Source organism: Cryptosporangium aurantiacum (assembly GCF_900143005.1).
GTDB classification, from domain to species: Bacteria; Actinomycetota; Actinomycetes; order Mycobacteriales; family Cryptosporangiaceae; genus Cryptosporangium; species Cryptosporangium aurantiacum.
In genome coordinates, this window is record NZ_FRCS01000027.1 from 28,141 (window position 1) to 52,985 (window position 24,845).

Below are 24,845 nucleotides of genomic sequence, written 5' to 3' on the forward strand. Positions count from 1 at the left end.
GACGCTAGCCGGGTACCCGTCCCTGGACGGCCCAGGCGCCGCCGTTGAGCGTGAACGCGCTGTCGCCGAGGTGTTCCCGGAGCTTCTCGCGGAGCGCCTGGCGGCGCTCCGCGGAGAGCGTTTGAACGTATCCGGGCGCCGGGCCCTGCCCGCCGAGGAACGGTGTCCAGAACGCCTCGAACGACTCGAAGACCATGGGGACGTCGATCGAGGTCACCGTCACGCCGGTCAGCCCCGCGTCCGTCCACGCCGACTCCAGCGGACCGGGGCGGCAGAGCGGAAACCGGACGCCCTCGTCCCGGGCGGCGGCGCCCGGGTCGAGCGCGACCGCGGCGTCCCAGAACGTCCGCAGCATCGCCATGCGGCCGGCGTAGTCCCAGACGTACGCCCCGACCGTGCCGCCGGGCACGGTCACCCGGACGAACTCCACCAGCGCGCGCCCCGGATCCGGGACGAAGTTCAGCGCGAGGCCGCTGACCACGGCGTCCACCGCGTTCGCAGCGACCGGAAGGGCACACGCGTCACCGACCGCGAAGCGGGCCGCGGGGACCGAGGCCCGGGCCGCCCCCACGAACCCGAGCGACGGATCAACGCCGACCACCGCGACCGGGTCCTGCCCGACGACCCGAGACGTCAGCGCTCCGGTACCGCAGCCGACGTCGAGCCAGCGCCACCCCGGTCCGTGCCCGAGCAGGCCGAGGAACGCCTCCGCGACCGGGCGGCTCCACCGGCCGATGTAGGCCTCGTAGGCCGCGCCGACCCGCCAGCTGTCCGATGCTGTCATGGCGTCGGTTCCACCTCCTCGAACACCAGCCACGTCCGGGTGCTCAGGACGCCCTCGATGGATTGGATCTCATCCAGCACCAGCCGCCGCAGCTCGGCGTTGTCGCGGGTCCGCACCAGCAGCACCACGTCGAACTCACCGCCGACCAGGCCGATGTGAATGACGCCGGGCAAGGCCTGGAGCCGGCGGCGCAGCGTCCGCCACTCGTGCTGGCTCAGGTTCAGCGTGACATAGGCGGTCGTGCCGAGCCCGACCGCGACCGGGTCGATGTCCGCGTGGAAGCCGCGGATCACGCCGGTCTCCTGCAGCCGCTCCACCCGGGCGTAGGCGTTCGCGCGGGAGATGTGGACGCGTTCGGCGAGCGTCCGCATCGACAGCCGGCCGTCCGCGCGCAGTGCCGCGACGATCCGCTGGTCGATGTCGTCCAGGTCGGTTGCTGCCATGTGTCTCGCAGGCCTCCTCGGATCGTTGCCCCGGTTGGACGAATGGCCTCCGGAGCGGCGTCCGCGAGTGCCATTTTCTCGTCCTGCTCCGCGTCCACCCCAGCGATTGGTGCGAGGAGGAGCATCTATTCATGACACGTGATCCTGCTCACTTGTTGCCGTCGGCGGAGCCGGTTGCGCTGATCGACCCGCGGGGACACGCGACCGGAGGGCTGCCCCCGGCCGCCGATCTCCTCCGTGCCTACGCCGGGCTCGTCCTCGGACGCCGGTTCAACGAGCAGGCCCACGCGCTGGCCCGCCAGGGCCGCCTGGCCGTCTATCCGTCCTCGCACGGGCAGGAGGCCTGCCAGGTCGTGGCCGCGCAGGTGCTCGGCCCCGACGACTGGCTGTTCCCCACCTACCGGGACGCGGTCGCGATGGTCGTCCGCGGCGTCGATCCGATGGCGACGCTGACGCTGTTCCGCGGCGACTGGCACAGCGGCTACGACCCCCACCGGCACCGCGTCGCCCCGCAGACGACGCCGCTGGCCACCCAGCTGGTGCACGCGGTCGGCGTCGGCCACGCCGCGCGGCTGCGGGGGGAGCCGACCGTCGTCCTCGCGCTCTGCGGCGACGGCGCGACCAGCGAGGGTGACTTCGCCGAGGCGCTGAACTTCGCCGCGGTGTTCGGCGCCCCGGTCGTGTTCTTCGTGCAGAACAACCAGTACGCGATCTCGGTGCCGCTGGACCGGCAGTCGGCCGCGCCGTCGCTGGCCCACAAGGGCGTCGGCTACGGGATCCCGTCCGAGCGCGTCGACGGCAACGACGTCGCGGCGCTGCTGACGGTGCTGGGTGCGGCGGTGCGCCGGGCCCGGGACGGCAACGGGCCGCAACTCGTCGAAGCGCACACGTACCGGGTGGCGCCGCACACGAACGCGGACGACCCCGGCCGCTACCGATCGGCCGCCGAGGTCGAGACCTGGGCCGCGCGGGATCCGCTCACCCGGCTGGCGACCTACCTGCGCGCGGCGGGGCTGCTGGACGACGAGGCCCAGGTCCGCTTCGACACCGAGGCCGAGCGCGTCGCGACCGCGCTGCGCACCGCGTCGTCGGAGGCGTCCGCACCGGACCCCGCGCGCCTGTTCGCCCACGTCTACGCCGCGCCGACCCCGCAGCTGGCCGAACAGTCCGCGCTGGTGCTCGACGAGGTCAGCCGGGAGGTGGAGGTCTGATGGAGAAGAGCACGATGGCCGGCGCGATCAACCGGGCACTGCGCGACGCGATGACCGAGGACGACACGGTGGTCGTCTTCGGCGAGGACGTCGGTCCGCTCGGCGGCGTCTTCCGGGTCACCGACGGCCTGAGCGCCACGTTCGGGCCCGAGCGGTGTTTCGACACGCCGCTGGCCGAGTCCGGCATCGTCGGCATGGCGGTCGGCATGGCGATGAACGGCTTCCGGCCGGTCGTCGAGATGCAGTTCGACGCGTTCGCGTACCCCGCGTTCGAGCAGATCGTCAGCCACGTCGCGAAGATGCGGAACCGGACGGCGGGCGCGGTGACGCTGCCGATCGTCATCCGGGTCCCGTACGGCGGCGGGATCGGCGCGGTCGAGCACCACTGCGACTCGTCCGAGGCGTACTACGCGCACACGCCGGGCCTGCACGTGTTCACGCCCGCGACCGCGGCCGACGCCTACGGCCTGCTGCGATCGGCGATCGCCGGGTCCGACCCGGTCGTGTTCCTCGAACCCAAAAAGCTCTATTGGACGAAAGAGGAGCTCGATCCGTCGGTCTCGGCACCACCGCCGGGGCGCGCGGTCGTGCGGCGGTCCGGGACCGACGTCACGCTCGTCGCGTACGGGCCGTCGGTGCCGGTGGCGCTGGACGCCGCCGAGGTCGCCGCCACCGAGGGGCGCAGCATCGAGGTCGTCGACGTGCGGACGCTGGTGCCGTTCGACGATCTCACCGTCTGCGCATCGGTGGAGCGGACCGGCCGCGCGGTGGTGGTCGCCGAGGCGCCGGGGTTCGCGAGCGTCGCGTCGGAGATCGCGGTCCGGGTGTCCGAGCGGTGTTTCTCGGCACTGGCCGCGCCGGTGCGCCGGGTGACCGGACTGGACATCCCGTACCCGCCCCCGGCGTACGAGGCGTTCCACCTGCCGAGCGCCGACCGGATCCTCGATGTCGTCGACGACCTGCAGTGGGAGGACGAGCTGTGAGTTCGACGGTGTCCGAGTTCCGGCTGCCCGACCTCGGTGAGGGGCTGACCGAGGCGGAGATCGTGCGCTGGCTGGTCGCCGAGGGGGACCGGGTGCGGGTCGACCAGCCGGTGGTGGAGGTGGAGACCGCGAAGGCCGTGGTGGAGGTGCCGACGCCGTACGCCGGGACCGTGACCGTGCTGCACGCGGCGGTGGCGCGGACCGTGCGGGTGGGGGAGCCGCTGCTGTCGGTGGCTCGTTCGTCGGGCGAGGAGGGGGAGGGGTCCGGCAGCGTGCTCGTGGGGTACGGCACCGGCGCGACGTCCGGCCCCCGGCGGCACCACCGCCCCCGATCCCGCCGCCCCCGCGGCGCAGGCGGCGCCCCGGCCGCCATCCCAGCGGCCTCAGCCGCCCCAGCGGCCTCACCCGCCACAGCGGCCTCAGCCGCCACAGCGGCCTCAGCCGCCACAGCGGCCTCAGCCGCCCCAGCGGCCTCAGCCGCCCCAGCGGCCTCAGCCGCCCCAGCGGCCTCGGCCGCCCCAGCGGCCTCGGCCGCCTCGGCCGCCCCAGCGGCCTCGGCCGCGGCGGCTCCCGCCGCAGCTTCGGCCATGGCCGGCGGGACGGCGGCGGCGGAGCGGCCTCGGGTGGTGTCGCCGCTGGTGCGGCGGCTCGCGCGGGAGTGGGGCGTCGACGTGCGGACCGTGCGCGGCACCGGCCACGCGGGCTTGATCCTCCGCCGAGACGTCGAACGCGCCGCGGCCGAGGCGCGACTGGCCGCACCCGCACCGCCCACCGAGACGCGGCCCGCCGCGGGTCTGCCTGCGGCGGGTCTGCCTGCGGCGGGTCTGCCTGCGGCGGGTCTGCCTGCGGCGGGCCTGCCTACCGCGGGTCTGCCGGCCGCGGGCGTGCCCGAAGCGGGCTCGCGGGCCGCGGCGGCCGGCTTGACCGGCGCGGCCTCGCGGGCCGTGGCCGCGGGCCCGGGTGAGGAGCGCACGGCGCTGTCGCCGTTCCGGAAGGCCGCGGCGGCGACCTTCACCCGCAGCCGCCGCGAGATCCCCGAGGCGACGATCTGGGTCGACGTGGACGCCACCCCGCTGGTCGCCGCCCGCGAAGCCACCCCGGCCGGCCCCGGCCTGCTGGCGTACCTGGCTCGCTTCACGGTGGCCGCGCTGCACGAGTTCCCGGTGTTCAACAGCCGCTTCGACGCCGACCGGCAGGAGATCGTCCACCTCGACCGGATCGACCTCGGCCTCGCCGTCCAGGGCGACCGTGGCCTGGTGGTGCCCGCGATCGCCGACGCCGGGACGCTCACCACGTCCGCGCTCGACGCCGAGATCCGCCGCGTCGTCGACGCCGCCCGGGCCGGCGCCGCCACCCCGGCGGGCACGTTCACGCTGAACAACTACGGCGTGTTCGACGTCGACGGCAGCGCCGCGATTCTCGTCCCACCGCAGGTGGCGATGCTCGGCATCGGACGGATCATCGACCGGCCCTGGGTCGTCGGCGGCGCGGTCACCGTGCGCAAGGTCGCCCAGCTGTCGCTCGTCTTCGACCACCGGGTCTGCGACGGCGAGACCGCCGCCCGCTTCCTCCGCCGGATCGCCGACGCGATCGAGAACCCCGCCGCCGCGATCGCTCACCTCTGATTCACGCGAAACCGGCCCCTAAGCCGAGCTTAGGAGCCGGTTTCGCGTCAGCGCGGGAAGAGAAGCTCAGAACACCACGACGCCGCGGATGTTTTTGCCCGCGTGCATGTCCTCATAGGCCTGCGCGACCTCGTCGAGGGTGTACTCGCGGGTGATCAGCTCGTCGAGCTTCAGGTCGCCGGTCTGGTAGAGGCGCAGCAGGTTCGGGATGTCGAACCGCGGGTTGGACTCCCCGAACAGCGACCCCTGCAGCCGCTTCTGCAGCAGCGTCAGGTCGCCGAGCGCGATCGGCGCGCCGACCGCGGTGATGTCGCCGAGCCCGGTGAGCACGACCGTGCCCGCCTTCCGGATCGACGCCAGCGCCTCCCCGACGTGGTCCCCGTTGACGACGCCGATCGTCACGATCGTGGCGTCGGCGCCCTGACCGTCGGTGATCGACCGCGCGTAGTCCGCCGCCTCCTCGATCGTCGTGAACGCGTGGGACGCGCCGAACTCCGCGGCGACCTTCTGCTTGAACGGCGCCGGGTCGACGGCGATCACCGCGCGCGCCCCGGCGAACCGGGCACCCTGTAGCGCGTTCGCGCCGATGCCGCCGATGCCCATCACGATCACGACGTCCCCGGGCCGCACGTTCGCCGACCGCACCGCCGAACCCCACCCGGTCGGCACCCCGCAGCCGACCAGCGCCGCGGACTTCAGCGGGATGTCCCGGTCGATCGTGACCACCGAGTCCACCGACGCGGTCGTGTACTCGCTGAACGTCGAGATGCCGCACTGCTGGCCGACCGGCTGCCCGTCCAGGTGCATCCGATAGCTGGTCGGGTCGTCCGCGCGAGCACCGGTGAGCAGTGACGCACCGAGGTTGCACAGGTTCGACAGCCCGCGGGCGCAGAACTCGCACTGACCGCAGGCGGGCAGGAACGAGAACACGACGTGGTCGCCGACCGCGTAACCGGGGGTGTCCGGCCCGACCGCGGTGATCACGCCGGAGCCCTCGTGGCCACCGACGAACGGGTACACGCCGACCGGCACGTCCCCGGTGGCGACGTGGTCGTCGGAGTGGCACAGCCCGGACGCCGCGAGCTTGACCGTGACCTCGCCCTGCCGGGGGTCGTCCAGCTCGACCTCGGCGGTCTCGTACGTACCGGGGGCGCTACGGACAAGGGCGACGCGCGTCGTGATGGGCATGGGTATCCTCCCCGGTCGTGCAAGTCGGCTGAGCCCCGAGTTTGCGGCCGGGACGCAGCCCGGACTTGACCGTCGGCGCACGGAACCGGTGCGCCACCGCCGTGGTCCACCGGCAACAGCGTGAGAGGCTTCCCCGGTGACAGCGACCTCGCCGCCCCGCCGTGGACGTGGCCGGCCCGGCAACGACCAGGCCGCGGTCCTGCGTGCGGCCGTGGACCTGTTCAACCGCAAGGGCTACGACGCAACGAGCATCGGCGACCTCGCGAAGGAGCTCGGCGTCACCAAACCCGCGATCTACCACCACTTCGACAGCAAGGAAGACCTGCTCCGGCTCGCGCTGGACGACGCGCTCGACGAGCTGACCACGGTGGTGTCGAACGCGTCGGCGGGCAGCGGCACCGCCTACGCCCGGTTGCGTGACGTCATCCACCGCTCGGTGGAGGTGCTCGTCGCCCACCAGCCCTCGGTCACGCTGCTGCTGCGGATCCGCGGCAACACCGCTGTGGAGCAGGGCGCGCTGGAACGCCGCCGCTGGCTCGACGACCGCCTGGCCGAGCTGGTCCGCGACGCGGTCGCCGACGGTGCGCTGCGGGACGACGTGCCGCCGGATCTCGTCAGCAGGTTGCTGTTCGGCATGGTGAACTCGCTGGTCGAGTGGTACCGGCCGGAGGGGACGTACGACGCCGCGTCGGTCGCGGACGCGCTGGTCGCGATCGCTTTCGACGGCCTGGCCCGCGGGCAGGCCTGACTACAACCCCGGGATGGGCCGCCCGAGCGACCGGCTCCGGCCGCGGAACTCGGCGAGGACGTCCCCGGGCGTCCCGTCCGGAAACAGCCGGAACACCGTGACGTCGTAGAGCCCGGACCGCCCGCGGCTGGCCCGTTCCACGGCGCGTGCCAGCAACCGATCCCCGGCCCGGCCGGACTCCAGGAACGTCACGTCGAACCCGGCGGCCACCGTGACCTCGCCGTGCGAGTTGCACGCGACCGCGAACGCGGTGTCGGCGAGCGTCGCGATCAGCCCACCGTGGCAGAGGTCCCAGCCGTTCGTCATGTCCGGCCGCACCGTCATCGAGACCTCGGCGGTGCCCGGCCCGACCGCCTCCAGCGTGATCCCGAGCGCGCGGCTCGCGTCGTCCCCGGCGAGCATCAGCTTCGCGCTGCGCCGCGCGACATCCTCGGCGTCAGGCATCGTAATCCACGGTCAGCGCGTCACCGACCGGGAACGACTGGCAGGTCAGCACAAAACCGGCGGCGACCTCGGCCGGCTCCAGCGCGTAGTTGCGCCGCATGTCGGCCGCTCCGTCCCGCACCAGCGCGCGACACGTCCCGCAGACCCCGCCCTTGCACGCGAACGGCAGATCACCGCGGGTGGCCTGGGCGCCGTCGAGGATCGTGGTGTCGCGGGGCACCGGCGCGGTCGCGCGCCGCCCGTCCAGCACGGTCGTGAGTGCGGTGGTCACTCCTGGTGCGGCGGTGGTCCGCCGCGGCTGGGGCGGTGGCTCATCCACATAGAAAAGCTCCACGTGGACGCTGTGCGGCGGCACACCGCACTCGGTGAGCACCGCGCGGGCGTCCTCGATCATCGGGTGCGGTCCGCATAGCCAGACGTGGTCGAACGTCTCGGTCGGCACCACGTCGGTCAGCAACCGCCGGAGCCGGTCGCGGTCCAGGCGCCCGGAGAACAGCTCGACGTCGCGGGGCTCGCGGGAGAGCACGTGGGCGACCTGCAGGCGGGGCCCGTAGCGGTTCTTCAGGTCGCCGAGCTCGTCGGCGAACATCACCGAGCGGCTGGTGCGGTTGCCGTAGAGCAGCGACACGTGCGCGCCGGGGTGGGTGAGGACGGTGGCGGCGATCGAGAGCAGCGGCGTGATGCCGGATCCGGCGGCGATGCACAGGTGACGCTCACCGAGCGCCGGGTCGGCGTCCCACGCGCCGGACGGCGTCTGCACGTCGATCGTCGTGCCGGGCCGGACGTCGTGGACCAGCCAGGACGAGATCAGCCCGCCCGGGATCTCGCGGACACCGATCCGCGGCGCCGCACCGACCGGGGCGCAGATCGAGTACGAGCGGCGCTCCTCCCGTCCGTCGAGGATCCGGCGCAGCGTGAGCGACTGCCCGGCGCGGAACGCGTAGGCCGCGCGGAGCTCGTCGGGGACCGCGAACGTCACCGCGGCCGCGTCGTCGCAGAGGTGTTCGACCGCGGCGACCGTCAGCGTGTGGAACACCGCCGACCGGGCCGGAAGGGTCGCGGGCGCGGTCATCGCTCACAGCTCCTTGACGTGTTCGAACGGCTCCTGGCAGGCCGTGCAGCGGTAGAGGGCCTTACAGGCGGTGGCGCCGAACTCCGAGATCAGCCGGGTCTGCCGGGCGCCGCAGCGCGGGCACGCCGGGGCGGCGCGGGTCGGGCCGAGCGTCAGCGGGATCGGGCCGCCGGGCGTGCGGGCCGGGCCGGGCGGTGACAGGCCGGCGTCACGCAGCGCCGCGCGTCCGCGTTCGGAGATCCAGTCGCTGGACCAGGCCGGATCCAGCGCGACCCGCACCTCGACGCGCGGAAACCCGGCGTATGTCAGCCGGTGGACCAGGTCGTCGCGCATCGTCGCCATCGCGGGGCAGCCGGAGTACGTCGGGGTGATCGACGCGATCACCGTGTCACCGTCGAGCTCGACCGCGCGCAGCACCCCGAGGTCCGCGAGCGTGAGCATCGGCATCTCCGGGTCCCGCACCTCCGCCGCGATCGCGGCGGCCCGGTCGCGGTCGGACACCCTCACCACCGCCCCATCGGGTGGGCGCGCGCGACCACCTGCATCTCGGCGAGCATCCGGCTCAGCGCCTCGGTGTGCAGGCCGTCGCGGCCGGCGCGGCCCCCGACTCCGGCCAGCGCGGGCCGCTGCGGACGCTCGACCTCGCTCACCGTGAAGACGTGATCCAGGACCGCGTCGACCTCGGCGTCGAGGTCGCTGGGGTGTCCGGTGAGCAGCTCGGGGTAGAGCGGCCAGAGCGCGTCGAGCGCGGTGACCAGCCGCCGCCGGGACTCCGCGGTGCCCAGCGCGAGCGTGCGGAACCAGCGCGCCGACCAGTCGCGGTGGTAGGTCAGCTCCTTCACGCCCTTCGCGGCCACCGCCGCCAGCACCTGGTCAGGGCTGCTGCGCAGCCGGTCGAACAGCGCGAGGCGCGCGGTGGAGAACAGCAGAATGCGGACGACGACGTGTGCGAAGTCGCCGTTGGGCACCTCGGCGAGCCGCACGTTGCGAAACTGCCCGGCGTCGCGGAAGAACGCGAGCGCGTCCTCGGCCGGGACCGGCGAACCGTCGGGCAGCGCCGGGACCAGGGCGGGATCCGCCGCCGCGGCCCGAGCCAGCAGCAGCCGGGCCTGGCCGAGCAGGTCGAGCGCGGTGTTCGCCAGCGCGATGTCCTCCTCGAGCTCCGGCGCGCGGCTGCACCACTCGGCGAGCCGGTGGGAGAGCACCAGCGCGTCGTCGCCGAGCGCCAGGCAGTACGTGGCCAGCTCACCCGCGTCCACACCGTCCGGGACCGACGTGTCCACGCCGGCGAGCGGGTCCTCGAACGAGGTGCCGAACGCCCACTGGGAGGAGTCGCCCTCGTCGAGCAGCCCGTCGTACGCGTTGTCCATCGGATCCCTCCTCACATGTGCGGCACGTCCGCCGGGATCTCGTAGAACGTGGGGTGGCGGTAGACCTTGTCGCCGTTCGGGGCGAACAGCGGGTCCCTCTCGTCCGGGCTGGACGCGGTGATCGCGTCGGCGCGGACCACCCACAGGCTCACGCCCTCGTTGCGGCGGGTGTAGACGTCCCGGGCATGGCGCAGGGCCATCGTGTCGTCGGGCGCGTGCAGCGAGCCGACGTGGACGTGGTTGAGGCCGCGCTTGCCGCGGACGAACACCTCGTAGAGCGGCCAGTCCCGGCGGTCCGTGCTCATCGCCCCGCCCCCGGCCCGGCTGTGGCTGCCCCCGGCCCGGCTGTGGCTGCCCCCGGCCCGGCTGTGGCTGCCCCCGGCCCGGCTGTGGCTGCCCCCGGCCCGGCGGCGGCCTCCGGCCCGGCTGTGGCAGTGGCCGGGCGCGCCGCGAACGCGGTCGCGGCCTCGCGGACCCACTCGCCCTCGTCGTGGGCGGCGCGGCGGTGGGCCAGCCGCTGGGCGTTGCACGGGCCGTTGCCGCGAACCACCGCGGCGAACTCGTCCCAGTCCGGCTGCCCGAAGTCGTAGTGCCCGCGGTCGGCGTTCCAGCCCAGTCCCGGGTCGGGCAGCGTGACGCCGAGCGCGTCGGCCTGCGGCACGGTCATGTCGACGAACTTCTGCCGCAGCTCGTCGTTGGTGTTGCGCTTGATGCCCCAGGCCATCGACCGCTCGGTGTTCGGGGAGTCGGCGTCCGGCGGCCCGAACATCATCAGCGACGGCCACCAGAACCGGTCGACGGACTCCTGCACCATCGCCCGCTGCGCGTCGGTGCCGCGCACCATCGTCATCAGCAGCTCGTAACCCTGCCGCTGGTGGAACGACTCCTCCTTGCAGATCCGGATCATCGCCCGCCCGTACGGCCCGTACGAGGTGCGGCACAGCGGGACCTGGTTGCAGATCGCGGCGCCGTCGACCAGCCAGCCGATCGTCCCGACGTCCGCGTAGGACAGCGTCGGGTAGTTGAAGATCGACGAGTACTTCTGCTTGCCGGTCAGGAGCGCCTCGACCAGCTCCTCGCGGGACACTCCGAGCGTCTCGCACGCCGCGTAGAGGTACAGGCCGTGCCCGGCCTCGTCCTGCACCTTCGCGAGCAGGATCGCTTTGCGCCGCAGCGACGGCGCCCGGCCGATCCAGTTGCCCTCCGGCTGCATGCCGATGATCTCGGAGTGCGCGTGCTGGGCGATCTGCCGCACCAGCGTCTTGCGGTAGGCGTCGGGCATCCAGTCGCGCGGTTCGATCCGGTCGTGGTGCGCGATCACCGCGTCGAAGGTGTGTTGGAGCTCCTCGACGGTCGTCGTCATGGCTCCTCCGAGAAGGCTGCGGGAGCATTTACTTAACGATCGGTCTGTAATACCGTGGCACGCGCCTGCCACCCTGCGCAACCGGCGATCGAGGAGGCACCGTGGCCACGTTGCTCGAGAGTTACGCAGCCGGACGTTGGATCCGCGCCGAGGACGAGGGCGAACCGCTGCTCGACGCGGCCACCGGTGAGGAGGTCGCCCGCATCTCCAGCCGCGGCCTGGACGTCGCGGCGATGGTGCGCCACGCGCGCGACGTGGGCGGCCCCGCGATCCGCGCGTTGACGTTCCACCAGCGGGCGGCGCTGCTCAAGGCCGTCGCCAAGCACCTGACCGGCGTGAAAGACGAGCTCACGACACTATCGGCGCACACAGGCGCCACCGCCAGGGACACCGCGGTGGACGTCGACGGCGGCATCGGGACGCTGTTCAGCTACGCCAGCCGCGGCACCCGCGAACTGCCCAACGACACGATCGTCCTGGACGGCGGCGTCGAACAGCTCGGCAAGGGCGGGACGTTCGTCGGCCGGCACGTCTACACCTCGCGGCCGGGCGTCGCCGTCCAGATCAACGCGTTCAACTTCCCGGTCTGGGGAATGCTGGAGAAGCTCGCCCCGGCGTTCCTCGCCGGGCTGCCCACGATCGTCAAACCCGCCAGCCAGACCGCGTACCTCACCGAGCTGACCGTCCGGCACATCCTCGGGTCCGGGCTGCTGCCCGCCGGGGCGCTGCAGCTGATCTCCGGCAGCGCGGGGAACCTCCTGGACGAGCTGACCGTGCAGGACTCGATCGCGTTCACCGGCTCCGCGCACACCGCGGGCATCCTGCGGCGTCACCCGAACGTCGTCGACGGCGGCGTGCGACTCGGCGTCGAGGCCGACTCGCTGAACTGCTCGATCCTCGGCCCGGACGTCCGGCCGGACGACCCGGAGTTCGACCTGTTCGTCAAGGGCGTCGTCACCGAGATGACCGTCAAGGCCGGGCAGAAGTGCACGGCGATCCGCCGGGTGCTGGTTCCCTCGGGTCTGCGGGACGCGGTGATCGAGGCGCTCGGCGCGCGGCTGTCGAGGATCACGGTCGGCGACCCGCGCAACCCCGACGTCCGGATGGGCCCGCTGGCGAGCCTCGGCCAGCGCGACGAGGTACGGAAGGCCGTCGAGGCGCTGCGGGCGGGCGCCGACGTGGTGTTCGGTGACCCGGACGGCGGGACGGTTCTCGACGGGGACCCCGAGCGCGGCGCGTTCGTCACCCCGCTGGTGTTGCGCGCGGCTTCCGGCGCCCCCGAGCCGCACGACATCGAACCGTTCGGGCCGGTCAGCACCGTGCTGGCGTACGCGGACGTGGACGAGGCGGTCACGCTGGCCGCCCGCGGCCGGGGCAGCCTCGTCGCGTCGGTGGTCACCCACGATCCGGACGTCGCCCGGTCGGTCGTGCTCGGGCTCGCGCCCTGGCACGGCCGGGTGCTGGTCCTCGACCGGGACGACGCCGCGGAGTCCACCGGGCACGGCTCACCGCTGCCGACGCTCGTCCACGGTGGCCCCGGGCGCGCCGGCGGCGGCGAGGAACTGGGCGGCATCCGCGCGGTCCTCGGCCACCTGCAACGCACCGCGGTCCAGGCGTCCCCGGACCTGCTCACCGCGATCACCGGACGCTGGACCACCGGCGCCGCGCGGCGCGAGAGTGACGTCCACCCGTTCCGGAAGAGCCTCGCCGACCTGCGGATCGGCGACGCGATCCGGTCTGCGCGGCGGACGATCAGCCTCGGCGACATCGAGCACTTCGCCGAGTTCACCGGCGACACGTTCTACGCGCACACCGACGCCGAAGCCGCGGCGCGCAACCCGCTGTTCGGCGGCATCGTCGCCCACGGCTACCTGGTCGTGTCGCTGGCCGCCGGGTTGTTCGTCGAACCGTCGCCGGGCCCGGTCCTGGCCAACTTCGGCGTCGACAACCTGCGCTTCCTGACGCCGGTGAAAGCGGGCGACAGCATCGCGGTGACGCTCACCGTCACGCAGATCACCCCGCGCAACACCGCCGACTACGGCGAGGTCCGCTGGGACGCGCTCGTCACCAACCAGGACGACAAACCGGTGGCGACCTACGACGTCCTGACGCTGGTCGCGAAGGAGTGGCCGTGAGCGAAGTCCTGGCCGAGCGGGTGGGTGCTGCCGTCGTCGTCACGCTGAACCGCCCACGCCGACGCAACGCGCTGGACGCCGCCGCGAAGGCGCAGCTGCACACCACGCTGGCGCAGGCCGCGGCCGACGAGGGCGTCCGGGCGGTGCTGCTCACCGGCGCCGGCGACGCGTTCTGCGTCGGCCAGGACCTCGCCGAGCACGCCGAGGCCCTGCGCGCCGACCCGGCGCACGCGTTCGACACCGTCGAGCGCGACTACGCGCCGATCGTCCGGCTGCTGGCCACGATGGACAAACCGGTCGTCGCCGCGGTCAACGGGACCTGCGTGGGGGCGGGGCTGGCCCTGGCGCTCGCCTGTGACCTGCGGGTGTTCGCCGAGGACGCGGTGCTCGCAACCGCGTTCACCGCGATCGGGCTGACCTGCGACTCCGGACTCTCGGCGACGCTGGCCGCAGCAGTCGGGGTGTCGCGGGCACGGGAGCTGGTGCTGCGCGGCACGTCGTTCACCCCCGCGGACGCGCTGACCTGGGGCGTGTCGGGCACGGTCGTGGCCAGGGCCGACGTCGACGCGGCCGGAAGGGCGCTGGTCGCCGAGCTCGCCGGGGGCCCGACCGCCGCCTACGCGGCGACCAAGCGCCTGTTCGCCGGTGCGCTCGACGCCGCCCTGGCCGCCGAGTCCCGGGAACAGGCCGCCCTCGGCCTCACCGCCGACCACGCCGGGGCCGTCGAGGCGTTCCTGTCCAAGCAGAAGCCCACGTTCAGCGGCCGCTGAGCCGGTCGCGGCCGCTGAGCCGGTCGCGGCCGCCGGGGCCGCTCAGCGCAGACGGACGTGGGCCTTGCGGTAGGCGCGGGGCGACGCGCCGAACACGCCGCGGAACAGCCGCGAGAAGTGCGCCGCGTCGGGGAACCCCCAGCGGTGGCCGATCACCGCGAGCGGCACGTCCGCGAGGAACGGGTCGACGAGATCCCGGCGGCACCGCTCCAGGCGGCGGCTGCGGATCAGCGCCGAGACCGACGTCCCCTCGGCCTCGAACGCCTTCTGCAGCAGCCGCGCGGAGACGAAGTGCGCCTCGGCGATGCTCTGCGTGCACAGCGTGCTCTCCGGCAGATGCTGGTCGATGTACGCGCGGACCTGCGTGACGAGCGCCCGGTGCGGGTCCCGCGCGCCGGCCGTCGAGGGCAGCGCCATCCGCTCGGCCAGCGCCGCGGTGACCAGGTCGACGATCGCGTCGCCGAGGTGGGTGGTGATCCCGGTCCGGTCGCCGTCGAGTTCGGACGTCAACCCGCGCAGCAGCGGCGCGACCAGCCGCCCGAGACCGGTGTCGCCGCACAGCCGGACCGCGGTCAGCTCCGCCATCCGCTGCTCCGGTAAGTGGACGAGATGGCGCGGGAACATCGCGACGATCATCGCGAACCCGTCGCTGCACGCGATCCGGTACGGGCGGGACGTGTCGTAGATCGCGAGGTCGCCGGGGTCGAGGCGGGCCTGCCGGTCGTCCTGTTCGAGCACGCACGAGCCGGACAGCTGCAGCCCGAACTTGTACAGCTCGGGGTCGGTCTGCCGGATCAGGCGCGGCGTGCGCTCGACGTCGGTCGCGGACGCCGTCCGCACCTCGGCGAGCACCACCGAACCGAACGAAGTGGCCGTCACGTCACCGCGGAAGCCCGTGACCGACGCGGCCGGACGGCACGCCCGGAGCGGCACGAACGTCCGGCTGATCGCGTCTTCCCACTCCTCGAATTCGGCACCCGGGCCCTCGTGCAGCTCAACGGTCATCGTGGAACTCCCTTGTTCCGGTGCCTCCCGTCACACGATGCCAGGTGTGGGCGTCCGGTCAAGAGCCTTGCGCGAACGGTCAAGTCGGTCGTCACCGCAGGTGACAGGCTCGGGGGATGGACGATCTGAGCCCTCGCCCCGGCGATCTGGAGCCGATCGAGACCGCGTCGGTCGACGAGCTCCGCGCGCTGCAGCTGCGGCGCCTGCGGTGGACGCTCCGGCACGCCTACGACAACGTCGCCCACTACCGCGCGGCGTTCGACGCCGCCGGCGTGCACCCGGACGACGTCACAACGCTCGACGCGCTGGCCACGCTGCCGTTCACCACCAAAGAGGACCTGCGGCGCAACTACCCGTTCGGCATGTTCGCGGTACCGCGCGAGCGTGTCGTCCGCATTCACGCGTCGTCCGGAACGACCGGGCGGCCGACCGTCGTCGGCTACACCCAGGAGGACCTTGACGTGTGGGCGACGGTCGTCGCCCGCAGCATCCGTGCGGCCGGAGGCCGCGCGGGCATGATCCTGCACAACGCCTACGGTTACGGGCTGTTCACCGGTGGCCTCGGCGCCCACGCCGGTGCGGAGAAACTCGGCTGTACGGTGGTGCCGGTCTCCGGCGGTATGACCGAGCGGCAGGTCCAGCTCATCCGGGACTTCCGCCCGGACGTCATCACGGTGACGCCGTCCTACATGCTCGCGCTCGTCGACGAGATGGAGCGTCAGGGCGACGATCCCCGCGCGACCAGCCTCAGGGTCGGCATCTTCGGCGCCGAGCCGTGGACCAACGACATGCGGCGCGAGATCGAGCAGCGCCTGGACATGCACGCCGTCGACATCTACGGGCTGTCCGAGATCATCGGCCCCGGCGTGGCGAACGAGTGCGTCGAGACCAAGGACGGCCTGCACGTCTGGGAGGACCACTTCTACCCGGAGATCGTCGACCCGATCAGCGGCGAGGTGTTACCGGACGGCGAGGAGGGCGAACTCGTCCTCACGTCGCTGACCAAGCAGGCGATGCCGGTGATCCGCTATCGCACGCGGGACCTGACCCGGCTGCTGCCCGGCACCGCGCGGACGATGCGCCGGATCGAGAAGATCACCGGGCGGACCGACGACATGATCATCCTGCGCGGCGTGAACCTGTTCCCGACGCAGGTCGAGGAGCTGATCCTCGGCACGGCCCCGCTCAGCCCGCACTTCCAGTGCGTCCTGGATCGCGAGGGCCACCTCGACGCGATGACCGTGCGGGTCGAGCGGCGGGAGTCCGCACCGGCCACGGACGCCGCCGAGGCCGGTCTGGAGCTGCAGCGGCTGGTCAAGAACCGGATCGGCGTCTCGGTGTCGGTCGAGGTCGTCGAGCCGGGCAGGATCGAGCGGTCGGTCGGCAAGATGCGCCGGATCGTCGACCGGCGCCCCAAGCGCTGACCTACCTAACCGGCGTTGCCCTTCTTCGTCCCGCCGCGCACCGGCGGTGCGAACTTCACGACCGGCTGCGAGGCCACCGCCGTCTTCATGTAGTCCCGCCAGATCGCGCCCGGAACCCCGGAGCCGGTGACGTCGATCCGGCCGTCCGTGGCCTGGCGCCTCGGGATCGGGGTGCTCTTGGCCTTCCCCGTCCAGACCGTGGTCGCGAGCTGGGGCGTGTACCCGGCGAGCCAGGCGTCCGAGGAGTCCCCGTACCGCTGACCGCCGGACTTGATCGCGGCCGGCCGGCCGATCGCGACCGACGGGTCGGCGGCGTACGCCTGCTGCAGGACGTAGGACAGGTCCCGGCCGACCTCGGCGGACCAGGCCTTCTTCGCGGCGGAGGTGTGCGACGCGCGGTCCCAGAGCACGGTCGTCCCGTCCCCGTCGAGCACCTGGGTCACGAAGTACGGCTCGCGGTAGAGGCCGTTGTTCGCGATCGTCGCGTACGCGGAGGCCAGGTCGAGCACGGTCACGCTGGTCCGGCCGAGACCGAGCGACGAGTCGACGTTCTGCGCACCCGTCTGCCCGTCCAACTGGCGAATTCCGGCGGCGTCCGCGGTCCCGGCGACCTTCCGGGCGCCCACCGTCTGGGTCAGCGCCCAGTAGACGGTGGAGACCGACTTCACGGTGGCCGAGGTCAGCGAGCAGCGCGGCCCGCAGGAGCTGTCGCCGCCGGGATTGGTGACCGGCGCGGGGGCGTCCTTGAAGCTCTGGCCGGAGGTGCCGTTCCACAGTGAGTCGATGCCGTAGCCGTCGGTCAGCGCGGTCGCCAGCGCGAACGGTGCGAACACCGCGCCTGCCGGGTGGGGCGCGACGCGCGAGGCCAGGTCGGCGTTGCCGTAGCCCCGGTCACCGCCGTAGTACGCGGTGACCGCGCCGGTCGTCGGGACGATCGACACCATCGCGGTCTCCAGCGCGGGGTCTCCGCTCCGCGGATTGACGTGGGCCTCCGCGGCGCGCGTCGCGGCCCGCTGGGCGGCCGGGTCGATCGTGGTCCGGACGGTCAGGCCGCCGGTGTTGATCTGCGCGGCGCTGAAGCCGAGTTTGAGCAGTTCGTTCTCGATCCGGTCGCCGAGCACCCCGGTCGCCCCGTTGCGCCACGCGGTGGCCGAGCGCGATTGCGCCAGGACCTTCGGGTACGTCAGTGCGCGGCGGTCGTCGGCGCTCAGCGTGCCGGCGCGCACCATCGCGTCCACAATGTCGTTCCAGCGGTCCTCGGCCGCCCCGGGGTCCTTCTGCGGATCCGTCCGCGTCGGGTCGCCGATCAACGCGGCGAGTACCGCGCCTTCCGCGACCGTGAGCTTGCCGACGTCCTTTCCGAAGTAGGCGGTCGCCGCCTCGCGCAGGCCCCACACGCCGCGTCCGAAGTACAGCGTGTTCAGGTAGGCGATCAGGATCTCGTCCTTGCTCCAGGACCGTTCGAGCTTCTGCGCGCGGATCACGGTCTTCGCGCGTGCGGTGCGGCCGTCCTGGGCGTCGACGAGCCGGACGTATTTCTCGGCGATCGAGTCGTCGCCTCCGCTGCCGGTGATCAGGCTGCGGATCGCCCCAGTGGTGGCGCCGATCGCGGAGCTGCCGGAGGAGTAGTAGTCGGGGTCCTCGGCGGCGAGCACCGCGTCCCGCACCGGGGCGGGCAGATCCTCGCGCCGGAGCATCGTCCGGTTCTCGGTGGCGAATGTGGCGAACGTGTTGCCGTCCGCGTACTGGATCCGGCTGGCCGTGCTGGGGGCGGGGAACGCCGTCAGGCCGGTGGAGGAGTACGCGGTCCAACTGCCGACAACGCCTAACAGCAGAATGACGACGACGCCGAGCGCGATCAGGTACTTCCGGCGCCGTGGTGGTCCGGCCGCGTTCGTCGCGGCGTCCGTGTCGTCCGGTGGCGTCGGCGCCCCACCCGAGGTCGGCGTCGGTTCGGCGATCTCGGTCTGCTCGATCGGCATGTACGTCCCCGGGTCAATGAGCGGCGCACCGGACGGCAGCGCCGAGGCCACATTCTGGGGCAACCCCCGGAAGCCACGCAATTAACGCTGTTCACACGCGTGTCTGTGGGTCAAGTCGTCTCAGATCCGGCGGCGGGTGACCGACGGGACTGGGAAGAGCCCTTTGCTCCGGGAGACGCAGATGCGGTATCCACGGTTCGTTCGGCTGTCGGCGTTGATCGTCGCGGTCGTGCTCGTGGCGGTCGGGTGCTCCGACTCGTCCGGCGACGGCGACGACGCCGCCACGGACAAGGGCCGGATCGGGATCGCGCTGCCGACCACCGTCTCCGCGCGGTGGCTCATCGACGGCGACAATCTGGTGTACGAGTTCGGCAAGATGGGCTACACCACGGACCTGGAGTACGCGGACGACGATCAGGCCAAGCAGATCGCCCAGCTCGAGGCGATGATCTCCAGCGGCGCGCGGGCGCTGATCGTCGGCGCGGTCAGCTCGACCGGCCTCACCGCGGTCCTGGCGAAGGCCGCCGCCGCGAAGATGACCGTGATCGCCTACGACCGGCTGATCCGGGAGACGGCCGACGTCGACTACTACGCGACGTTCGACAACACCCGGGTCGGGGTGCTCCAGGGCACGTACCTCGCGGAGGCGCTCGGGCTCAAAGCCGGCGGCGGGCCGTACACGATCGAGCTGTTCGCGGGCTCGGCCGACGACAACAACTCGCAGATGTTCTTCGACGGCGCGATGAGCGTGCTGCGGCCCTATATCTCCGACGGCACGCTCGTGGTCCGGAGCGGGCAGACGTCGTTCGAAGAAGTCACCACCGCAGGCTGGAGCTCGGCCGTCGCCCGGCAGCGGATGACGCGGATCCTGGACGAGTACTACGGGTCCGCCCGCCTCAACGCGGTGCTCTCGCCCAACGACGACCTGACGCGGGGCATCCTCACCGCGGTCAAGGCCGCCGGGTACCGCGGTGCCACGCTGCCGAAGCTCACCGGCCAGGACGCCGAGCTGGAGTCGGTGCGGCTGATCGCGGCCGGCGAGCAGGGGCACACGGTGTTCAAGGACACCCGCAAGCTGGCCCAGGCCGCGTCGCAGATGACCGACGCGGCGCTCACCGGCGGGGAGCCGCAGATCAACGACACCGCGCAGTTCAACAACGGGGTGAAGGTCGTCCCCACGTACCTGCTGCAGCCGGTGAGCGTCGACAAGTCGAACTACGAGTCGGTTCTCGTCGGCAGCGGTTACTACAGCGCGGACCAGGTGGGGAGCTGATCGTCCCCGGCCGCGGCGCAGCCGCCGCGGCCGGGGCCTCGCGTCAGTCGAGCGTGCGGCTCGCCACCACGCCCGCGTACCAGCGGGCGCTGTCCTTCGGCGTGCGCTCGAGCGTGTCGTAGTCGACGCGGACGATGCCGAATCGCTTCGAGTAGCCGTACGACCACTCGAAGTTGTCGAGCAGCGACCAGAGGAAGTAGCCGCGCACGTCGACGCCCTTCTCCCGGACGTTGAGCACGGCCTGCAGGTGCCGGCGCACGTAGTCGGTCCGGTCGGCGTCGTGCACCTGACCGTCCACGACGACGTCCGGGAACGCGGCACCGTTCTCGGTGACCATCAGCGGCTGACCGGGGTACCGCTCGTGCAGCTCGACGAGCAACTCCTCGAGCCCCAGCGGGTCGATGTTCCAGCCCATGTCGGTGTGCGGCGGGTCGGTCGGCAGGAACTCGATGTCGTCCGCGCCGGGCCAGGCGGTCGCCGCGGACGCTCCGTGGCCGTCGGCGCGCTGGAACTCGCCGGTACCGTCCCAGACCTGGACCCGCGTGGTGCTGTAGTAGTTCACGCCGAGGACGTCGATCGGCTGCCGGATCAGGTCGAGGTCGCCGTCCAGGACGAACGACCAGTCGGTGATCTCGCGGGTCACCTCCCGCACGTGCTCCGGGTAGGCACCCTCCAGCATCGGGCCGAGGAAGACGCCGTTGGCCAGCGCGTCCAGCGTGCGGCGTGCGGCCTCGCCGGACTCGCCGACCGGCCGGAAGACGTGCAGGTTGAGCGTCACCGAGAACTGCGCGTCGGGCCGGACGACCTGCCGGAGCTCCCGGAGCGCCAGGCCGTGGGCCAGGTTCAGGTGGTGCACGGCCTCGAGCGCGGCCTTCGGCTCGGTCCGCCCCGGCGCGTGGACGCCGGAGCTGTAGCCGAGGTAGGCCGAGCACCAGGGCTCGTTCAGCGTCGTCCAGGTGTGCACCCGGTCGCCGAGGGCCTCACCGACGACGCGCGCGTAGGTGGCGAACGCCTCGGCCGTGCTGCGAACCGTCCAGCCGCCCTCGTCCTCCAGGGCCTGGGGGAGGTCCCAGTGGTAGAGCGTGGCGACCGGGCGGATGTTCCGCGCCAGCAGCCCGTCGACCAGGCGGGAGTAGAAGTGCAGGCCGGCCTGGTTGACCGCGCCGCGGCCGGCCGGGATCACCCGGGGCCAGGCGATCGAGAACCGGTACGCCTCCAGGCCCAGCTCGGCCATCAGGTCGAGGTCGGCGTCGAGCCGGTGGTAGTGGTCGTCGGCGACGTCACCGGTGTCGCCGTTGAGCACTTTGCCCGGTGTGTGGCTGAACGTGTCCCAGATCGACGGGCCGCGGCCGTCCTCGTTCACCGCCCCTTCGATCTGGTACGAGGCAGTGGCGGAGCCGAATACAAAATCAGCGGGGAAGGACATGCGGGTCCTCGCTTTCCTGGTGTGATAGCGCTTTCACAGCTTCGCATCCAGGTCGGATTCGCGCACTGCTGGGGTCAGAATCGAGTCAGCGCAGGCGGGTCCACGGGCTCACCGCGAGCCGGCCGGTGTTGCCCGGGTCGACGGGGAACTCCAGCGTGTGGGCGGGCTGCCCGGTGGCCGGAGCGACGCGCAGGTAGGCGCCGCGTGCGACCGTCGCGGCGTCGGTGGTCAGGTTGCGCCAGACCAGCGCCGCGCCGACCGTGCCGCCCGGCGGGACGTCGAGGACTTCCGGCGGCCCGGCGAAGTGCTCCATCCGGTGGACGTGCTCGGTGCCGTGGAGGACCGCGACATCGAGGGGGTTCCGCTCTTCGTCGAGGACCGTGATCACGGGGTACCCCTCGACGCGGTAGACGTCCGTCCCGCAGTTACGGAGAGTGAGGCCGACCATACGGAGGCCCATCGCGCCGTTGGTCTCGCCGATCGACACCTCGACGCCCGGTGCGAGGCACTGGGGTCCGCTCGGTGCCGCGCCGGGCGTCGTCGCGGTGATGTTCGGTGACGGGCTGTTCATCGCCGGGCGTAAGACGTCCGGCTCATCGGGACCGGAGCCGCAGGCTCCGAGCAGAAGCACCACCAGCAGAAGTCCGCGCGCTCTCACCGGCCCGATGATGTCATCGGGCTTGACCTGAAGTCGGGTTGAGGGCGCACGGTGAGGTCATGACTTTCACTTCGGACGAGCGTCAGTACCTCGCCGCCCAGCGGCGCGGTCACCTGGGCACGATCGGCCCGGACGGAACGCCACAGGTCAAGCCCGTCGCGTACTTCTGGGACGCCGACGCGGAGACGATCGACATCGGGGGACCGGAGCTGTCCCGCTCGCAGAAGTCCCGGAACGTCGAGGCGGACCCGCGGGTGAGTTTTGTGGTCGACGACGAGTCGGCGACGCCGGTGGGCCCGGGCGGGCAGCGGGGGCGCGGCCTGGAGATCCGCGGCACCGCGGTGCTGCTGTCGCGGGCCGAGGCGCTGCTCCCGGGCTTCAGCCCGGAGGTGCTGCGGATCCGGCCGCGGCGGGTGGTGGCCTGGAACATCGACGGCCCCGGCGCGAACATCCGCGACGTCGTCGCGGGCTGAGCGCTAGGCGCGTTCCAGGGTCGGCGTGCGGCCGAGGAACGCGAGGAGCCGTTCCTGCGGGGTGGCGTCGGCGGCCACCGGAACGCGGACGCCGTACATGCCGGTCGGGCGCAGCGCCGCGTCGAGGGGTTCGAGTTCGGCGAGCAGCGGCTCGGCGAGCGCGTCCGGGATCGCGAACGGGTGTCCGACCGCGGTCGCGAGGTCCCAGCCGTGCACGAGCAGTTCGAGGCTGGCCTGTCCCAGCCCGACGTCGATCGGCAAGTCGCCGCCGGGGGTGCTGATCGTGCCGTCGGGGTCGGCGGCCGCGAGCGTCGCGAGCAGGTCGGAACGGGCGGTCTCCCACGTCTCGGCGGGCCGGTCGCCCGCGAGTACTGCCGGATCACCGGACGGCGGTTCGGGACGCCGCCCGGTTGCCACCATCGTCCGGATCATCGCGAGGCCACCGATCACGTGGCCGACGACCGCGGCGGCGGTCCAGTCCGCACAGGGGGACGGAGCGTCCCACCGGCCGTCCGGGACGTCGCGTACCGCCCGGTCGAACAGGGTCAACGCGTGGGTCAGGCGATCGGCGCCAGTGGTCATCGGGGGCCTCCCTCGGCCGGTCGGAGACGGTGGACGTTCTGCCACGCGGCGTCGGCGACGGGCGCCGCAACCTCGTGGGGCGGGTGCGGGCTGCGACCGGCCAGCCAGCCACGCGTGTACTCCTTCGCCGGGCCCACCCAGAGCGCGAGGAGGACGGCGATCGGCGTAGGCGTGGCGTCGGGATGGCCGTGGGTGGTGAGCCAGGTAGTCACCGACTCCAGAAACGTCGGCCCCTCACCTCGATCCGGCTCCGGAGTGGCCGGCAGCGGCCGCTCCGGAGGCGGGTCGACTTCGAAACGCAGCAGGACGCGTGCGGCCGCGGGATGGTCCTCGGCCCACTGCAGGAAATGTCCGACTACCGCGCGGATCCCGGCTTCGTGCCCGCTCGCGCTGGTCAGGGCAGCGAGCGATTCGGCGCGGTAGCGGCCGAGCCACTCGTCGAGGACGGCGCTGACCAGCGCCGGCTTCCCGGTCGGGAAGTGGTGGTAGAGGCTTCCGACGCTGGCCCCGGCGGCCACCCGGATGTCCTCGGCGGACACGGCGACGACGCCGCGCTCGTCCAGCAGCGTCAACGCCGCCGTGAGCAGTCGTGTTCGTCCGTCCCTGGCCATCGCACCCCGAGCGTTCTAGAGGATTCCTCTAGAACTCTACGCGATGCGGTCAGTCGGCCGCGCGGGCCGCCCGTGAGCAGGGTCAGCGGCTGTCCTTCCCCGGGCCGATCCGGCGACGCTGTTGACGCTGTACGGCTGATATCACCGCCGGGCCGCACTCCGCATTGTGGATGCTTCGACGCAGGCGCCTCCGCCGGGCCGGGCGAATGCCCGCCGGATGGTGTCTAGCGGGCTCGCGTGCTGCCCGGCAGCATCAGATCCCGCTGCGCGTCGCAGTGCATGGTGGGGGGGACCACGATGGTTGACCAACGAACGGCGTCCAAAACCGGCCGGTCGCGGAAACGGGCCGACCTGTCCCGTTCGGACGCCACGACACATCTCGCGACCGGTGCCTACGTCGACCGGGATTTCCGCCGGGCCGCGATCAACCAGGTCTATTTTCAGCCGGCGCGAGCTGTCGCGCCCTCCCATGGCTTTGACGCCACGCTCGTGCTGTTCCATTGCTGGCAGGCGTGGCGGTGGGAATTCGCCCGTGACGCGGTGGTTCTGCTCTCGCTGTTCACGACGTTCCTGCTCTCGGGGACCGTCGGGGCCGCGGTACTCGGCATCGCGCTGGTGATCTACGTGATCGGGGACTTCGGCACGCTCGTCCGGCGCGCCCTACTCCTGATCAAATACGGGCGAGAAAGCGACGTGACGGTCGGCGAGCTGTTCGCCCGGGCTCTGCGGTTGTCGGCGCTCTGGGTGGTCGTGGTCGTCGTGGGCGCTGCCTTGGGACTGTCGAACCTCGAATCTCTGATCACCTACCTGTTCGACCTCGCGGTCGGCGGTTCGTCAGGTCCGGGCGGGGCCGACGGTGTCGAACCGCGAACCTGGCTCGCGGTCCTCGTCGCCCTGCTTATTCCCATTGCGACCGTCGGATACCGGAGCGCGGCGCAGCGCGCGATCGACGGGCTGGCCACCCACGATCAGGACTGGCGCGCCCACCTCACCGAGCGCATGCGCACGATCGGACGCCAGCAGTATCCGGCGGTCGTTCGGTATGCGGGGTTCGAGCCGTTCGTGGGCGCGGGCTGGGTCCTGCGGGACTGGTCTTTCGCTCTCCGCCTGATGCCGGCCGTGCAACCGGGCGAGCGTCCGTGGACGGGCGAGGAGGTGGAACAGCACCCGGCCCCGTTCGACGCCGTGGACCTGATCGAGCATTTGCGCCGCCGGTTCGACGAACTCCGCGCCACCGAGCGACACCCCACCCAGAGGCTCGACACGGCCGTCGCC

The 24,845-nt window shown here is 72.4% G+C and carries 25 protein-coding genes; 9 read left to right on the forward strand and 16 right to left on the reverse strand.

The window, feature by feature from the left end; genetic code table 11:
- Positions 1–4: 4 nt before the first annotated feature.
- Together BUB75_RS41325 and BUB75_RS41330 are read right to left on the reverse strand one after the other, a co-directional pair.
- Positions 5–784 carry a class I SAM-dependent methyltransferase gene (locus BUB75_RS41325; protein WP_073265859.1) on the reverse strand — a complete coding sequence of 260 codons (780 nt, stop codon included), beginning with the start codon at positions 782–784 and terminating at the stop codon, positions 5–7.
- On the reverse strand, positions 781–1,227 hold the full coding sequence (locus BUB75_RS41330) for an Lrp/AsnC family transcriptional regulator (protein WP_073265861.1): 447 nt from the start codon (positions 1,225–1,227) through the stop codon (positions 781–783). Before BUB75_RS41330 ends, BUB75_RS41325 begins: the two co-directional genes overlap by 4 nt.
- Before the next feature lie 131 nt (positions 1,228–1,358).
- Here BUB75_RS41330 and BUB75_RS41335 point away from each other — a divergent pair, with 131 nt between their 5' ends.
- Genes BUB75_RS41335 through BUB75_RS41345 form a run of 3 tightly spaced genes read left to right on the forward strand, consistent with a single transcriptional unit; the run spans position 1,359 to position 5,046 of the window.
- Entirely contained in the window at positions 1,359–2,438 is a 1,080-nt protein-coding gene (locus tag BUB75_RS41335; protein ID WP_073265863.1) for a thiamine pyrophosphate-dependent dehydrogenase E1 component subunit alpha, read from the forward strand.
- Positions 2,438–3,421, forward strand: coding sequence for an alpha-ketoacid dehydrogenase subunit beta (locus BUB75_RS41340; RefSeq protein WP_073265865.1), 984 nt, complete (start codon positions 2,438–2,440; stop codon positions 3,419–3,421). Before BUB75_RS41335 ends, BUB75_RS41340 begins: the two co-directional genes overlap by 1 nt.
- Positions 3,418–5,046, forward strand: a complete 1,629-nt coding sequence (locus BUB75_RS41345; RefSeq protein ID WP_218618089.1) for a dihydrolipoamide acetyltransferase family protein — start codon at positions 3,418–3,420, stop codon at positions 5,044–5,046. The genes BUB75_RS41340 and BUB75_RS41345 overlap by 4 nt, the downstream gene beginning before the upstream one ends.
- Before the next feature lie 66 nt (positions 5,047–5,112).
- Here the strand turns inward: BUB75_RS41345 and BUB75_RS41350 are convergent, their stop codons facing one another.
- On the reverse strand, positions 5,113–6,234 hold the full coding sequence (locus tag BUB75_RS41350; RefSeq protein WP_073265869.1) for an NDMA-dependent alcohol dehydrogenase: 1,122 nt from the start codon (positions 6,232–6,234) through the stop codon (positions 5,113–5,115).
- Positions 6,235–6,370: 136 nt separating this feature from the next.
- Here BUB75_RS41350 and BUB75_RS41355 point away from each other — a divergent pair, with 136 nt between their 5' ends.
- Positions 6,371–6,982, forward strand: coding sequence for a TetR/AcrR family transcriptional regulator (locus BUB75_RS41355; RefSeq protein WP_073265871.1), 612 nt, complete (start codon positions 6,371–6,373; stop codon positions 6,980–6,982).
- Here the strand turns inward: BUB75_RS41355 and paaI are convergent, their stop codons facing one another.
- Genes paaI through paaA form a run of 6 tightly spaced genes read right to left on the reverse strand, consistent with a single transcriptional unit; the run spans position 6,983 to position 11,231 of the window.
- Complete coding sequence (paaI, locus tag BUB75_RS41360; protein ID WP_073265873.1) at positions 6,983–7,426, reverse strand: hydroxyphenylacetyl-CoA thioesterase PaaI; 444 nt, start codon at positions 7,424–7,426, stop codon at positions 6,983–6,985.
- The gene (paaE, locus tag BUB75_RS41365; RefSeq protein WP_073265875.1) at positions 7,419–8,498 is read right to left on the reverse strand and encodes a 1,2-phenylacetyl-CoA epoxidase subunit PaaE; all 1,080 of its coding nucleotides are present in this window, start codon (positions 8,496–8,498) and stop codon (positions 7,419–7,421) included. Before paaE ends, paaI begins: the two co-directional genes overlap by 8 nt.
- Before the next feature lie 3 nt (positions 8,499–8,501).
- Positions 8,502–8,999, reverse strand: coding sequence for a 1,2-phenylacetyl-CoA epoxidase subunit PaaD (gene paaD / locus BUB75_RS41370; RefSeq protein ID WP_218618090.1), 498 nt, complete (start codon positions 8,997–8,999; stop codon positions 8,502–8,504).
- A gap of 2 nt (positions 9,000–9,001) precedes the next feature.
- A complete protein-coding gene (gene paaC / locus BUB75_RS41375; protein WP_073265879.1) occupies positions 9,002–9,868 on the reverse strand; it encodes a 1,2-phenylacetyl-CoA epoxidase subunit PaaC in 867 nt (288 codons plus the stop codon).
- 11 nt (positions 9,869–9,879) lie between these two features.
- The gene (gene paaB / locus BUB75_RS41380) at positions 9,880–10,173 is read right to left on the reverse strand and encodes a 1,2-phenylacetyl-CoA epoxidase subunit PaaB (protein ID WP_073265881.1); all 294 of its coding nucleotides are present in this window, start codon (positions 10,171–10,173) and stop codon (positions 9,880–9,882) included.
- Complete coding sequence (gene paaA, locus BUB75_RS41385) at positions 10,170–11,231, reverse strand: 1,2-phenylacetyl-CoA epoxidase subunit PaaA (protein ID WP_084742420.1); 1,062 nt, start codon at positions 11,229–11,231, stop codon at positions 10,170–10,172. The genes paaB and paaA overlap by 4 nt, the downstream gene beginning before the upstream one ends.
- Positions 11,232–11,332: 101 nt before the next feature.
- Between paaA and paaZ the strand changes: the two genes are divergently transcribed.
- Positions 11,333–13,366, forward strand: a complete 2,034-nt coding sequence (paaZ, locus tag BUB75_RS41390) for a phenylacetic acid degradation bifunctional protein PaaZ (RefSeq protein WP_073265883.1) — start codon at positions 11,333–11,335, stop codon at positions 13,364–13,366.
- Complete coding sequence (locus BUB75_RS41395) at positions 13,363–14,136, forward strand: enoyl-CoA hydratase/isomerase family protein (RefSeq protein WP_073265951.1); 774 nt, start codon at positions 13,363–13,365, stop codon at positions 14,134–14,136. The genes paaZ and BUB75_RS41395 overlap by 4 nt, the downstream gene beginning before the upstream one ends.
- A gap of 42 nt (positions 14,137–14,178) precedes the next feature.
- Here BUB75_RS41395 and BUB75_RS41400 read toward each other — a convergent pair whose 3' ends face one another.
- Positions 14,179–15,141 carry an AraC-like ligand-binding domain-containing protein gene (locus tag BUB75_RS41400; RefSeq protein WP_073265885.1) on the reverse strand — a complete coding sequence of 321 codons (963 nt, stop codon included), beginning with the start codon at positions 15,139–15,141 and terminating at the stop codon, positions 14,179–14,181.
- Positions 15,142–15,257: 116 nt separating this feature from the next.
- On the opposite strand from BUB75_RS41400, the gene paaK reads away from it, so the two are divergent.
- Entirely contained in the window at positions 15,258–16,565 is a 1,308-nt protein-coding gene (paaK, locus tag BUB75_RS41405; protein WP_073265887.1) for a phenylacetate--CoA ligase PaaK, read from the forward strand.
- 5 nt (positions 16,566–16,570) lie between these two features.
- Here the strand turns inward: paaK and BUB75_RS41410 are convergent, their stop codons facing one another.
- Positions 16,571–18,547: a transglycosylase domain-containing protein gene (locus tag BUB75_RS41410; RefSeq protein ID WP_143175751.1), complete on the reverse strand. Its 1,977-nt coding sequence runs from the start codon at positions 18,545–18,547 to the stop codon at positions 16,571–16,573.
- 181 nt (positions 18,548–18,728) lie between these two features.
- Between BUB75_RS41410 and BUB75_RS41415 the strand changes: the two genes are divergently transcribed.
- Entirely contained in the window at positions 18,729–19,820 is a 1,092-nt protein-coding gene (locus BUB75_RS41415) for a substrate-binding domain-containing protein (protein WP_073265953.1), read from the forward strand.
- A 43-nt stretch (positions 19,821–19,863) separates the two neighbouring features.
- Here the strand turns inward: BUB75_RS41415 and BUB75_RS41420 are convergent, their stop codons facing one another.
- Together BUB75_RS41420 and BUB75_RS41425 are read right to left on the reverse strand one after the other, a co-directional pair.
- Complete coding sequence (locus BUB75_RS41420) at positions 19,864–21,246, reverse strand: GH1 family beta-glucosidase (protein ID WP_073265891.1); 1,383 nt, start codon at positions 21,244–21,246, stop codon at positions 19,864–19,866.
- An 85-nt stretch (positions 21,247–21,331) separates the two neighbouring features.
- A complete protein-coding gene (locus BUB75_RS41425; RefSeq protein ID WP_073265893.1) occupies positions 21,332–21,904 on the reverse strand; it encodes a DUF4232 domain-containing protein in 573 nt (190 codons plus the stop codon).
- A gap of 59 nt (positions 21,905–21,963) precedes the next feature.
- Between BUB75_RS41425 and BUB75_RS41430 the strand changes: the two genes are divergently transcribed.
- Complete coding sequence (locus BUB75_RS41430) at positions 21,964–22,377, forward strand: PPOX class F420-dependent oxidoreductase (RefSeq protein ID WP_073265895.1); 414 nt, start codon at positions 21,964–21,966, stop codon at positions 22,375–22,377.
- A 3-nt stretch (positions 22,378–22,380) separates the two neighbouring features.
- On the opposite strand, the gene BUB75_RS41435 is transcribed toward BUB75_RS41430, so the two are convergent.
- The 3 genes from BUB75_RS41435 to BUB75_RS47450 all read right to left on the reverse strand — a co-directional run bounded on the left by BUB75_RS41435 (position 22,381) and on the right by BUB75_RS47450 (position 24,815).
- Positions 22,381–22,959, reverse strand: a complete 579-nt coding sequence (locus tag BUB75_RS41435; RefSeq protein WP_073265897.1) for a TIGR03086 family metal-binding protein — start codon at positions 22,957–22,959, stop codon at positions 22,381–22,383.
- On the reverse strand, positions 22,956–23,570 hold the full coding sequence (locus tag BUB75_RS41440; RefSeq protein ID WP_073265899.1) for a TetR/AcrR family transcriptional regulator: 615 nt from the start codon (positions 23,568–23,570) through the stop codon (positions 22,956–22,958). The genes BUB75_RS41435 and BUB75_RS41440 overlap by 4 nt, the downstream gene beginning before the upstream one ends.
- An 834-nt stretch (positions 23,571–24,404) precedes the next feature.
- On the reverse strand, positions 24,405–24,815 hold the full coding sequence (locus BUB75_RS47450; RefSeq protein WP_073265901.1) for a hypothetical protein: 411 nt from the start codon (positions 24,813–24,815) through the stop codon (positions 24,405–24,407).
- Between the last annotated feature and the right edge of the window lie 30 nt (positions 24,816–24,845).

Bases quoted from the DNA above. Each gene is read 5' to 3' on its own strand.
- BUB75_RS41325 (WP_073265859.1), bottom strand. From the start codon at position 784: ATGACAGCATCGGACAGCTGGCGGGTCGGCGCGGCCTACGAGGCCTAC.
- BUB75_RS41330 (WP_073265861.1), bottom strand. From the start codon at position 1,227: ATGGCAGCAACCGACCTGGACGACATCGACCAGCGGATCGTCGCGGCA.
- BUB75_RS41335 (WP_073265863.1), top strand. From the start codon at position 1,359: ATGACACGTGATCCTGCTCACTTGTTGCCGTCGGCGGAGCCGGTTGCG.
- BUB75_RS41340 (WP_073265865.1), top strand. From the start codon at position 2,438: ATGGAGAAGAGCACGATGGCCGGCGCGATCAACCGGGCACTGCGCGAC.
- BUB75_RS41350 (WP_073265869.1), bottom strand. From the start codon at position 6,234: ATGCCCATCACGACGCGCGTCGCCCTTGTCCGTAGCGCCCCCGGTACG.
- paaI (WP_073265873.1), bottom strand. From the start codon at position 7,426: ATGCCTGACGCCGAGGATGTCGCGCGGCGCAGCGCGAAGCTGATGCTC.
- paaE (WP_073265875.1), bottom strand. From the start codon at position 8,498: ATGACCGCGCCCGCGACCCTTCCGGCCCGGTCGGCGGTGTTCCACACG.
- paaC (WP_073265879.1), bottom strand. From the start codon at position 9,868: ATGGACAACGCGTACGACGGGCTGCTCGACGAGGGCGACTCCTCCCAG.
- paaB (WP_073265881.1), bottom strand. From the start codon at position 10,173: ATGAGCACGGACCGCCGGGACTGGCCGCTCTACGAGGTGTTCGTCCGC.
- paaA (WP_084742420.1), bottom strand. From the start codon at position 11,231: ATGACGACGACCGTCGAGGAGCTCCAACACACCTTCGACGCGGTGATC.
- BUB75_RS41400 (WP_073265885.1), bottom strand. From the start codon at position 15,141: ATGACCGTTGAGCTGCACGAGGGCCCGGGTGCCGAATTCGAGGAGTGG.
- paaK (WP_073265887.1), top strand. From the start codon at position 15,258: ATGGACGATCTGAGCCCTCGCCCCGGCGATCTGGAGCCGATCGAGACC.
- BUB75_RS41410 (WP_143175751.1), bottom strand. From the start codon at position 18,547: ATGCCGATCGAGCAGACCGAGATCGCCGAACCGACGCCGACCTCGGGT.
- BUB75_RS41415 (WP_073265953.1), top strand. From the start codon at position 18,729: ATGCGGTATCCACGGTTCGTTCGGCTGTCGGCGTTGATCGTCGCGGTC.
- BUB75_RS41420 (WP_073265891.1), bottom strand. From the start codon at position 21,246: ATGTCCTTCCCCGCTGATTTTGTATTCGGCTCCGCCACTGCCTCGTAC.
- BUB75_RS41430 (WP_073265895.1), top strand. From the start codon at position 21,964: ATGACTTTCACTTCGGACGAGCGTCAGTACCTCGCCGCCCAGCGGCGC.
- BUB75_RS41435 (WP_073265897.1), bottom strand. From the start codon at position 22,959: ATGACCACTGGCGCCGATCGCCTGACCCACGCGTTGACCCTGTTCGAC.
- BUB75_RS41440 (WP_073265899.1), bottom strand. From the start codon at position 23,570: ATGGCCAGGGACGGACGAACACGACTGCTCACGGCGGCGTTGACGCTG.